General features: G+C 71.1%; 8 protein-coding genes. 4 read left to right on the top strand and 4 right to left on the bottom strand.

What is annotated here, in order from left to right; all coding sequences use genetic code 11:
• Positions 1-2 precede the first annotated feature (2 nt).
• Positions 3-1,565, bottom strand: coding sequence for an ABC transporter substrate-binding protein (locus Phou_RS31830; RefSeq protein ID WP_173062912.1), 1,563 nt, complete (start codon positions 1,563-1,565; stop codon positions 3-5).
• 268 nt (positions 1,566-1,833) lie between these two features.
• Positions 1,834-3,549, bottom strand: a complete 1,716-nt coding sequence (locus Phou_RS31825) for a PucR family transcriptional regulator (protein ID WP_173062909.1) — start codon at positions 3,547-3,549, stop codon at positions 1,834-1,836.
• Between the two features lie 183 nt (positions 3,550-3,732).
• On the opposite strand from Phou_RS31825, the gene Phou_RS54625 reads away from it, so the two are divergent.
• Positions 3,733-5,004, top strand: coding sequence for a TetR/AcrR family transcriptional regulator (locus tag Phou_RS54625; protein ID WP_173062906.1), 1,272 nt, complete (start codon positions 3,733-3,735; stop codon positions 5,002-5,004).
• On the opposite strand, the gene Phou_RS31815 is transcribed toward Phou_RS54625, so the two are convergent.
• Positions 4,993-5,460 carry a hypothetical protein gene (locus tag Phou_RS31815; protein ID WP_173062903.1) on the bottom strand — a complete coding sequence of 156 codons (468 nt, stop codon included), beginning with the start codon at positions 5,458-5,460 and terminating at the stop codon, positions 4,993-4,995. The genes Phou_RS54625 and Phou_RS31815 overlap by 12 nt on opposite strands.
• Positions 5,461-5,551: 91 nt before the next feature.
• On the opposite strand from Phou_RS31815, the gene Phou_RS31810 reads away from it, so the two are divergent.
• The 3 genes from Phou_RS31810 to Phou_RS31800 all read left to right on the top strand — a co-directional run bounded on the left by Phou_RS31810 (position 5,552) and on the right by Phou_RS31800 (position 9,755).
• Positions 5,552-6,766, top strand: coding sequence for an Nramp family divalent metal transporter (locus Phou_RS31810; RefSeq protein WP_173062900.1), 1,215 nt, complete (start codon positions 5,552-5,554; stop codon positions 6,764-6,766).
• 93 nt (positions 6,767-6,859) lie between these two features.
• On the top strand, positions 6,860-8,365 hold the full coding sequence (locus Phou_RS31805; RefSeq protein ID WP_173062897.1) for a CoA-acylating methylmalonate-semialdehyde dehydrogenase: 1,506 nt from the start codon (positions 6,860-6,862) through the stop codon (positions 8,363-8,365).
• 1 nt (position 8,366) lies between these two features.
• Positions 8,367-9,755, top strand: coding sequence for an MFS transporter (locus tag Phou_RS31800; RefSeq protein ID WP_173062894.1), 1,389 nt, complete (start codon positions 8,367-8,369; stop codon positions 9,753-9,755).
• Between the two features lies 1 nt (position 9,756).
• On the opposite strand, the gene Phou_RS31795 is transcribed toward Phou_RS31800, so the two are convergent.
• A complete protein-coding gene (locus Phou_RS31795; RefSeq protein ID WP_173056086.1) occupies positions 9,757-10,713 on the bottom strand; it encodes an electron transfer flavoprotein subunit alpha/FixB family protein in 957 nt (318 codons plus the stop codon).
• Between the last annotated feature and the right edge of the window lie 15 nt (positions 10,714-10,728).

Here is a 10,728-nt window from a genome sequence, read left to right as displayed (position 1 = left end):
GCTCAGTCCTTCCAGGCGTACTGGAAGTAGGCGCTGGCACCCGAGTTCGTGCCGGCGACCACGATTCCCTTGACGTCCTCGTTCACATAGAGGTGGCCGGTCTGGTACCGCCAGTTGCGCAGCGGCCCGTCCTTGGACAGCTCGCCGACGACCTTCTTGTACGCGGCCTCCACCGCGGCCTTGTCGTCCGAGGAGCGGGTGACCTCCAGCGCCTCGTCCACTGTGGAGTTGGAGTAGCTCATCACGTTGAGCGCGCCCTCGGTGTGGAAGACGTCGTAGAGCCGGTCCATCTCCTGCGACAGCGTGGCGCCCATGATGGTCTGGAACTCCCGCTTGTTGGAGGCCACCGACAGCGACGCGCCGTCGACCGCGTTGATTTTGAACGTCAGGCCCTTGATCTGCTGCATCTGCGACTGGATGAGCTGGGCCACCTGCTCCAGCGCCGGCACGCCGGCGTAGCAGGTGAACGTGACGGTCTCGCTCGACTTGCCGGTGCGGGCGAGGTAGTCGTCGAAGAGGCGCTGCGCCTCGGCGAGGTCCTTCTTCGGGAACGTGCCGAACGAGTCGTCCCGTTCCGGCGCGTCCGGCCGCAGGAAGGCGTCGACAGCGGGGTCACCGCCGTACACCGCGTTGTTGATCTGTGCGCTGTCGAACGCGGACAGCATCGCCTTGCGCAGCCCCTCGTCCCGCACGACGGGGTCCTTGAGGTTGAACTGCAGTCCGGTGCCGCCGACCAGCGGCACGCGGAACACCTCGTACCCGCCCTCGGACTCGATCGCCTTGGCGTCCTTTGTCAGCAGCGACCAGTCCACATCGATCTCGCCGCTGCGCAGCGCGTTGAGGCGCTGGTCGTCGGCGCCGATCACCTTGATGACGAGCTCGTCCAGGTACGGCAGGCCGGACTCGAAGTAGGTGGGGTTGCGGGCCAGCTCCAGCTGGGAGTTGCGGGTCCACTTCTTGAGCGTGAACGGCCCGGCGCCCACCGGCGAGTTGCTCACGTCGGCGCCGGCCTTCTGGATGGCTGCCGGCGAGCCGATCGCGCTCAGGCCGCGTACCAGCGCCCACGGCAGCTGGTAGTTGGGCTTGGCCAGCGTCACCGTGACGGTCTGGGCGTCGGTCGCCTGCCAGGTCATGCCCTGGGTGACCCGCGCCGACGGCGAGAGCGTCTTCGGGTCCTTGATGCGGTCCCAGTTGAAGACCACGGCCTCGGCGTCGAACGGGGTGCCGTCGCTGAACTTCACGCCGGAGCGCAGCTTCAGCGTCCACGTCTTGCCGTCCGTGCTCTCGAACGACTCGGCCATCTGGCCGGTGAACTCCTTCTTGTCCAGGTCGTACCGCAGCAGCGTGCCGAAGATCGGCGCGCACCTGTCGAACGACTGCACACCGCAGAACGCCGGGTCCAACGAGGGCGTCTCGACGTTGATCGCGTACGTGAGACGGCCGCCGCGCTTCGGTTCGCCCGATGCGCCGCCACCGCCGTCGTCACCGGAGCCGCAGCCTGTCGCGGCGACCGCCACAGCGAGCACCGCGGCCGCCGACCGCGCTGCCTTACGCCAACCCTTCATGCTTTGTTGCTCCCGTCTTTGGTGCGACCATCTCGTTGCGACACGTGGTCGCCACGCGGCGACTGCGCGAACCGCTCGTCGCCGGCCTGGGGGTTGATCTCATTTGAAACCGACCATTTGGTCGGTATTCTCCGGGGTCTCGCACCGACCCCGCGTAGATGCTTCGTGACGGCCGCCACACAGGCGCCTGTCCAACAGCATCGGTAAGACCGGTCGTGGTAGCCAGTCGCACTCTGTCAAAGCGGCTCGACGGCTTCCTGACGACTTGTCAAAGACTCTCGCGCCGCTTCTGCGGCAACGCCGGTGAGTCCGCCGCGGTCGCCTCCACGACCATGATGGCGGCGTACAGCGAGGTGCTCCACTCTGGATCGTCCAGGTCGACCCGCAGCAGGCGCTGGATGCGGCCGAGGCGCTCGTACAGCGTCGGCCGCGAGACGCCCAGCTCCTGCGCGGTCAGCGACTTGTTGCCCTGGAAGCGCAGGTAGACACCGAGGGTGCGCACCCAGTCACCGCCACCGTCCAATGTGTCCCGATGCAGCAGCGGCCCGAGCATCCGCTCGACGAAGGCCTGCAGCCGGGAGTCGTTGCGCAGCGTGTACAGCAGTCCGCGCAGCTTCACGTCCTCGATGGCGTACACGTCCTTGCGGTTGCGCGGGCTGCCGGCCACGCGCGAGGCCAGCGCCACGTCGACCGCCTCGGCGACCGAGTGGCGCACGTCGGCCAGCGCCGAGACCAGGCCGCCGCGCGCGACGACGGGGCGGTCGATGCCCACACCCCGGCACAGTTCGAGGACGCAGGCGGCGAACGCCGACACCGCCTGCTCGAACTGCTCGGTCTTCAACAGCAGCAGCGCTCCCCAGCGGTCCGGACCGACCTGCGCGGCCAGGCCGTCCAGGCGCGTCTCGTCCAGTGCCCGGTTGACCACCCAGCGCAGGTCGCGGCCGGCCGAGACCACGACGACCGGCAGGTAGTAGCGACCGCGGGTGGGGCGGCCCAGGGCGGCGGCGCGCGCGTGCATCGCCTCCACGCCGCCGGACCGGCCGGAGATGATGCTTTCCAGCACGGTCCGGTGCGCGTTCGCGACGACGACGTCGTCGTCCTGCAGCAGCAGGAGCATCCCGAGCGCCACGGCCGCCCGCTCGATGACGGTGACCTGTGCCCGGTCGGGCGGGCCGGTGGAAAACAGCACGAGCCGCCCGCGCTGGCGGCCGCGGACCTCGACCGGCGTGACGACGGTGTGGTCGGCCTTGTCGACCTGGGTGCCGAACGCCTTCGTCAGCGTGAACGCCTTGCGGTTCCAGCGGTTGAGCAGCTGCTCGGTCTCGCCATCGGGCTCGTGCAGGGCGAGGACCTGGTGCATGAGGTTGGCGAAGACGACCTGGCCGCCGGCGAGCTCGGCCGCGGCGGTGACCAGGTCCTCCATCGGGGCCTCGGCCGAGGTGAGCTCGGTGAACCGCTCGTGCGCGGCCGCCGTGACCTGCAGCAGGCGGCGCTGGCCCATCAGGATGATCGAGTGGGCCGCCTCGGTCATCTTGACGAACGGGACCTCGCGGTGGAAGGCGATGAGCGGGACGTGCCGGCGGTTGCAGGCCCGGACCATGGCCGGCGGCACGGTGGCGAAGCGGCGGCCCAGCTCGATCGCGAGGCCGGCGATGCCCTGGTCGGCCAGCGCGTCGACGTACTGCGCGATCTCCTCGGGCGCCTGCGGAAACGCGATGCCCGTAGCAAGTATCAGCTCCCCGCCCTGAAGCAGTCCCTGGGTGTCCACCAGCTCGATGACGTGCAGCCAGCGGACCCGCCTGTCCAGGTGCTGCTTGCCGGCGACCACGACGGGCGCGCCCTGCTGGGTGACGGGCATGGCGAGAAAGTCTTCGATCGTGAACGTGCTGAGGCCGCCGAGCTCGGCGGTGTCCGCCGGAACGTCCCGGACTGCTCGAAGGCGCGGCCGGGACGGCTCAGCGGTGAGGTTCGCTCGTTCGCCCACTCTGGTTTCCTCCGTCGCGGCGAGTCCGTGCCGGTCGCGGGTGTTTCGATCAAGTGACCCACGTACGACGGGAGTATTACACGCACCGCGTCCAGCAGGGAGTCTTGCGGAGCGAATATTTGATTCGATCTTCAGTCCGGGTGGTACCCCGGCCGCCCGCCGCCAACCGGCATACTGGTGCGCATGACAGCTTCCCTCTCGCGGGTGCCGGACGTCGCGGTCACCGGCAGCCGGGCCGACGCGGTGCGGCAGACGGCGGCGCGGCTGTTCGAGGCGTCGGGCTACGCGGCCACGACGATGAACGACATCGCCGACGCGGTGGGCGTGCTCCCGGGAAGCCTGTACCACCACTTCCGGTCCAAGGAAGACATCGCGGTGGACCTGTTGACGTCGCTCGGCCACGCGCTCGACGACCTCAGCGCGGGGGCGGTCCGCCGGCCCGAGGCCGACCCGGAGGCCACGATCCAGCGGCTGACGGCCGATGTCGTCGCGCTCAGCTTCCAGCACGCCGCCGCCGTCCGGCTCCGCGCGCACGAGGCCCCGCCGACGGTGTCGACGGACCGGTTCCGGGACGCCATGCGGCTGCAGTCACCGGCGCTGGAGCGGGCCTGGCGCCAGGCGGTGGGCGCGCTGGCCACGTCCGGCGCCGCTCCCGCCGTCGACCTCGGCGTCCTGCGCTTCGCGCTGCAGCACCTGTCCTTCTACGCCGCCTCGTTCTACCCGAGCGTGACGAGCCCGCGGACGCTCGCGGCGCACCTGTGCGACCTGCTGCTGCACGGCCTCGTCGTCGACTGCCCGGACGACCGCGAGCTGGACGGCTCGGCGGCGCTGAAGGCGGCCACCGACACCATGGCCGGCTGGCGCAGGAGCGGCCGCGCCGCCGCGCCCGGCGACCGGGAGGCGATCGTCGCGGCGGCCCGGGCGGAGTTCGCCCGGCACGGCTACGAGGCCACGACGATCCGCGACGTGGCAAACGCGGCCGGCGTGCGGATGGGCACGCTGTACCGCCGGATCGAGTCCAAGGAGGCGCTGCTCGGGGAGATCCTCGGCAGCTACGGCGACCGGTTCGACAAGGCGTTCCGGGCGATCGTGACCGCGGGTTCGCCGGTGCCGCAGTCGCTGGACGCCATCTCGCGGGTGTTCGTGTACATGAACCGCCGCTACCCGGAGGAAGGGCGGATCGTCTCGTACGGGTGGAGCCGGCGGGAGACGACGACCGGCCCGCTGCACGACTACTTCATCGCGACCGAGCAGCGCTTCGCCGAGCTGCGCAGGATCATGCGGCGCGGCACCGGCGCGGGCCAGCTGCGCAAGGTCGCCGACCCGGTGGAGACCGCCCTGCACTTCCGGTCGCTGCTGTGGGTGCCGTACCAGGAGCACGCGCGCACCAGCGAGGCGCGGGCGCACGCCTTCCTGCGGGAGAGCCTGCTGCGCGGTGTGCTGTCACCGCGCTGACGGGGTGGCCCGGATCCGCACCTCGCAGTTGAGCGCCGCCTCGAGGGCCGTGTGCAGCCGGCTCTCCGGCACCCGCCGCATGCCGGCCGGATCGAGGGTGACCGTGACGACCTCGCCGTCGCCGTCGAACGTCCGCTCCACCGTGCCGTCGACCTTGAAGGCGGCGAGCACCCCGTGGGCGTCGTCGTCGGTCCCCCGGCTGATGTACGTGACGACGCCGGCCGCCGCCGGAACGCCGAACGCCTCGGCGCAGGCGGTCGCGTGCTTGTCGACGTCGGCCGGGTCCAGGCCCGGCACGATCAGCTCGACCTCGCGGTTTCGGTCGGGCAGGCGGCCGGCCGGCGAGGCCACGACCTCCGTGCCCCGCTCGCGCAGCCGCCGCAGCCCCGCCTCGTAGTCCGCCGGGGACAGGACCCCGTCCCGATCGATGACCACCCGGACGACGGCTGTGCGCATGCCGATCACGCTAGCATCGGCGCCCGCCCGGCCCTAGACTCCCGAGCCAATCGGAGCAAATTCCTGCTCCACATCCACGCCCGGAGTCCTCGTGCTGAGAGCCAAACCCGCGCGCGGACTGACGCTGCTCGGTCCGGCGTTCATCGCCGCGGTCGCGTACGTCGACCCGGGCAACGTCGCCACCAACGTCACGGCGGGCGCCCGCTACGGGTACACGCTGGTCTGGGTCGTCGTGCTCGCCAACGTCATGGCGGTCCTGGTCCAGTACCTGTCCGCCAAGCTCGGCGTCGTCACCGACCGCTCGCTCGCCGGCCAGCTCGGCACCCGGCTCGGCACGAAGACCCGCGTGGCGTACTGGCTGCAGGCCGAGGCGATCGCGGTCGCCACCGACATGGCCGAGGTCATCGGCGGCGCCATCGCGCTCGCGCTGCTTTTCGACCTCCCGCTCGTCGCGGGCGCGCTGTGCACGGCGGCGGTCTCGCTGCTCATCCTCCGGGTCGGCGACGCGCACGGCCAGCCCGCCCTGGAGCGCGTCATCATGGGCTTTCTCGCGCTGATCGCCGCGGGTTTCGTGGCGGGGCTCGTGGTGGACCCGCCGGGCGCCGCGATGGCCGGCGGCCTCGTCCCCTCCTTCGCCGGCACCGACAGCGTGCTGCTCGCCTCGGGCATCGTCGGCGCCACCGTGATGCCGCACGTCATCTACCTTCACTCCGGCCTGACCGCGGGGCGGTTCCGCACGCCCGGCGCCGGGTTGGACGTCCGGCGCACGCTCGCCGCGACCCGCGCGGACGTCGTCGCCGCGCTCCTGGTCGCCGGCCTGCTCAACCTCTCCCTGCTGCTCGTCGCCGCGTCGAGCCTGCACCGGCTGCCCGGCACCGACACGCTGCACGGCGTGCACGCCCTGCTCTCCTCCGAGGTCGGCGCCGGCGTCGCGCTGCTCTTCGCGGTGGCGCTGCTCGGCTCGGGGCTGGCCTCCACGGCGGTGGGCAGCGCGGCCGGCGCGGAGGTGATGGACGGCCTGCTGCGCCGGCGGATCCCGTTGCCGCTGCGGCGGACGCTCACGGTGATACCGGCGATCGTGGTGCTGGCGCTGGGCGCCGAGCCCAGCGCCGCGCTCGTGGTCTCCCAGGTGGTGCTCTCGATGGGCATCCCGTTCGCGCTCGTCCCACTGGTGGTTCTCACCAGCCGGCGGGCGGTGATGGGTGCGCACACCAACCATCCGCTGACCACCGCCGCCGCTTCGGCGGTCGCGGCGTGTGTCATCTCGCTCAACCTCGTGCTGCTGTACCTGACGTTCACGGGCTGAACACGGCCGTTGACATGCTGTCCGCGATCCCCGCGCCCGCTCTGACAGTGTGTCCATTGTCCCGCCGGTGGCACGTGCCGAACGATTGGCGCCATGACTGAGGCGCTCGTCGAACACTGGGTGGACAACGCGAAATACACCGGCACGTCGACCCGGCGGGGAGAGGTGACCAACCCCGCGACCGGAGCGGTCACGTCGTCGGTCTGCTTCGCGGACGAGGCGGACGCGCAGCACGTCATCGCCGCCGCGGCGCGCGCCGCCACGTCGTGGGGCCGCAGCTCGCTGTCCTCGCGCACCCGCATCGTCTTCCGCTTCCGGGAGCTGCTCAACGCGCGCAAGCGGGAGCTGGCCGCCATCATCACCGCCGAGCACGGCAAGGTGCTGGAGGACGCGGTCGGCGAGGTGACCCGCGGGCTGGAGGTCGTCGAGTTCGCCTGCGGGATGCCGCACCTGCTCAAGGGTTCCTTCTCCGAAGGCGTGTCGACCGGCGTGAACGTCCACTCCAAGCGGCAGCCGCTCGGGGTGGTGGGCATCATCAGCCCGTTCAACTTCCCGGCGATGGTGCCGATGTGGTTCTACCCGGTCGCGATCGCGGCGGGAAACACCGTCGTGGTCAAGCCCAGCGAGAAGGACCCCACGGCGCTCATCTGGGTCGCCGAGCTCTGGAAGGAGGCGGGGCTGCCCGACGGGGTGTTCAACGTCCTGCAGGGCGACAAGGTGGCCGTGGACGCGCTGCTGGACTCCCCCGACGTCGCGGCGATCAGCTTCGTCGGCTCGACGCCGATCGCCCGGTACGTGTACGAGCGGGCGACCGCGAACGGCAAGCGCGTGCAGGCCCTCGGCGGCGCGAAGAACCACATGGTGGTGCTGCCGGACGCCGACCTCGACGTGGTGGCCGACGCCGCCGTCAACGCGGGGTTCGGCTCGGCCGGAGAGCGGTGCATGGCGGTCAGCGTGCTGGTCACGGTGGGGCCGGTCGCCGACGACGCGGTCGCGCGCATCACCTCGCGGATGGCGAAGCTGCGCGTCGGCGACGGCACGCAGGGCTGCGACATGGGGCCGCTGGTCACCAGGGCACACCGCGACCGGGTCGCGTCCTTTGTGGACGCCGGTGTCGCGGCCGGCGCGAAGCTCGTCGTGGACGGGCGGGACCTGCGGGTCGAGGACCGGCCGGACGGGTTCTGGCTCGGGCCGACGCTGTTCGACAACGTCACGCCGGAGATGAGCATCTACACCGAGGAGATCTTCGGTCCGGTGCTGAACGTGGTGCGCGTGGACACGTACCAGGAGGCCCTGGACCTGGTGAACGCCAACCCGTACGGCAACGGCGTCGCCGTGTTCACCCGCGACGGCGGCGTGGCCCGCGACTTCGAGCAGGACGTCCAGGTCGGGATGATCGGCGTCAACGTGCCGATCCCGGTGCCGATGGCCTACTACTCGTTCGGCGGCTGGAAGGCGTCGCTGTTCGGCGACACCCACGCGCACGGCGTGGAAGGGGTCCACTTCTTCACCCGTGGCAAGGTCGTGACCAGCCGGTGGGTCGACCCGGCGCGGTCGCCGTCGAGCAGGCTGGCGCTGGCCTTCCCGACGCACGACTGACTTGGCGCCGACCGGCCGACACTACCGGCTGATCTATGTGGTCCTGGCGTTCGGCGTCGTCTCGCAACCCTTGCTCCAGGCGATGACGGTGCCGGCGCTGCCGGACATCCAGCAGCGGTTCGGCACGGACCAGACGACCGCGTCGTGGGTGCTCACCGCGTTCCTGCTGGCCGCTTCCGTCGCCACGCCGGTGGGCGGCCGCATCGGGGACGCGTTCGGCAAGACCCGCGTGTTCGCCATCTCCCTCGGGCTGCTCGCGCTGGGCTCGCTGATCGCGGCGCTGGCCACGGACATCTGGGTCCTGATCGCGGCCCGCGCGGTGCAGGGGCTGGGCGGCGGGGCGGTACCCCTCTCGTTCGCGGTGCTGCGCGACCACGTGCCGCCGGAGCGGGTCCGGGGCGCGATCGCGGTCACCTCTTCGCTGCTGTCGGTGGGTTTCGCCGCCGGCATCGTGGTGGCCGGCCCGATCCTCGACCTGCTCGGGTACCACTGGCTCTTCCTGCTGCCGGCGATCGGCGCGGCGGCCGGCGCGGTGTCGGCGCTGGTGCTCATTCCCGAGTCGCCCGTGCGGTCGCGGGAGTCCATCTCGTTCAGCCCGGCGCTGTTGCTGGCCGGATGGTTGGTCACGCTGCTGCTCGGCATCGGCCGCGGCCCGCACGACGGGTGGTCCTCCCCCACGGTCGCCGGCCTGCTGGCCTCGTCGGCGCTGCTGGCCGCCGCCTGGCTCTACGCCGAGTCGAAGGTCAGGAGCCCGCTGATCAACCTGCGCCTGATGGCGCTGCGCGGCGTCTGGTCCGCCAACCTCGTGGCGCTGATGATCGGCGTGGCCATGTACGGCTCGTTCGCCTTCCTGCCGCAGTTCAACCAGACGCCGAGCGACAACGGCTACGGCTTCGGCGCGTCGGTGACGACGGCCGGGCACATGATGCTGCCGTCGTCGGTGGCCTCGTTTCTGTGCGGCCTGGCCGCCGCCCGCCTCGCCGCGTGGATGGGCGTGCGGCTGACCATCGTGCTCGGCTCGGTGGCCACGGCGGTCGCGCTGGCGATGACGACGTTCGCGCACGAGCGGATGTGGGAGGTCATCCTGGCCAGCTGCCTGTCCGGGGTGGGCACCGGCCTCGTGTTCGCCAACCTGGCCAACGCGATCGTCGACGCGGTGCCGGCCGAGCAGACCGGCACCGCGATCGGCATGAACGCCAACATCCGGATCGTCGGCGGCGCGATCGGAGCGGCCGTCTCCGTGACGATCGTGACGGCCGACCTGCTGCCGTCGGGGTATCCCACCGAGCGCGGCTACATGCTGGGTTTCGCCTTCATGGCGTGTACCGCGCTGGTCGCCGGGCTGGGCGCGCTGCTGATCCCGGGCCGCCGCGCCCTGCCGTCGACGTAGCCTATTTACGTTTGCGGATTTCTTCGGTGGCTTGTGGGACGACTTTGAACAGGTCGCCGACGACGCCGTAGTCGGCGAGTTCGAAGATGGGTGCTTCGGCGTCTTTGTTGACCGCGACGATGGTCTTGGAGGTTTGCATCCCGGCCCGGTGCTGGATCGCGCCGGAGATACCCAACGCCACGTACAGCTGGGGGGAGACGGTCTTACCGGTCTGCCCGACCTGGAACTGGTGCGGGTAGAAACCGGAGTCGACCGCGGCCCGGGACGCGCCGACCGCACCGCCGAGCAGGTCGGCGAGCTCCTCGACGAGTTTGAAGTTGTCGCCGCTGCCCACGCCACGGCCGCCGGAGACGACCACGGACGCCTCGGTCAGCTCCGGCCGGGCACCCTTCGGCTCGACCTTGCGCTCGAGCACCCGGGCCAGCTTCGCCGACTGCTCCACCACCACATCCACCGCCGACACCCGCACGCTGGCCGGCGCCGGGGTCGGGGTCAGCGAGTTGGGGCGGACAGTGACCAGCGGCAACCCGCGAGTCACCCGCGACTTGACGATCGTGGAGCCGGCGAACACCACCTGCGTCGCCACCCCGTCCGCGTCCAGCCCACTAACGTCGGTCAGCAGACCGTTGTCGAGCTTGACCGCGAGCCGGCCGGCGATCTCCTTACCCTCCTGGGTCGAGCCGAGCAGCACCGCGGCCGGCTGCACCGACCGGACCAGCCCGGCCAGCACGGCGGCCTTCGGCGCGACCAGGAACCCGTCCAGATCCTCACTCTCGGCGGCATACACCGTCGCCGCGCCGAACTCGCCCAGCTTTTCGGTCAGAGGAGCGGCCACGCCCGGGCCGCCGAGCACCACCGCCGCCGGGGTGCCCAGCTCACGGGCCAACGTGAGCATCTCCAGGGTGACCTTCTTAACCTCACCACCGGAATGCTCCACGACAACCAAAACCTCAGCCATCGAAACCCCTCCCCT

The organism is Phytohabitans houttuyneae, assembly GCF_011764425.1.
Lineage (GTDB): Bacteria > Actinomycetota > Actinomycetes > Mycobacteriales > Micromonosporaceae > Phytohabitans > Phytohabitans houttuyneae.
This window is presented reverse-complemented; position numbering and strand designations above follow the sequence as displayed.

Coding starts and splice junctions, on each gene's coding strand:
- Phou_RS31830 (WP_173062912.1), bottom strand. CDS start 1,565: ATGAAGGGTTGGCGTAAGGCAGCGCGGTCGGCGGCCGCGGTGCTCGCT.
- Phou_RS54625 (WP_173062906.1), top strand. CDS start 3,733: ATGACAGCTTCCCTCTCGCGGGTGCCGGACGTCGCGGTCACCGGCAGC.
- Phou_RS31815 (WP_173062903.1), bottom strand. CDS start 5,460: ATGCGCACAGCCGTCGTCCGGGTGGTCATCGATCGGGACGGGGTCCTG.
- Phou_RS31805 (WP_173062897.1), top strand. CDS start 6,860: ATGACTGAGGCGCTCGTCGAACACTGGGTGGACAACGCGAAATACACC.
- Phou_RS31795 (WP_173056086.1), bottom strand. CDS start 10,713: ATGGCTGAGGTTTTGGTTGTCGTGGAGCATTCCGGTGGTGAGGTTAAG.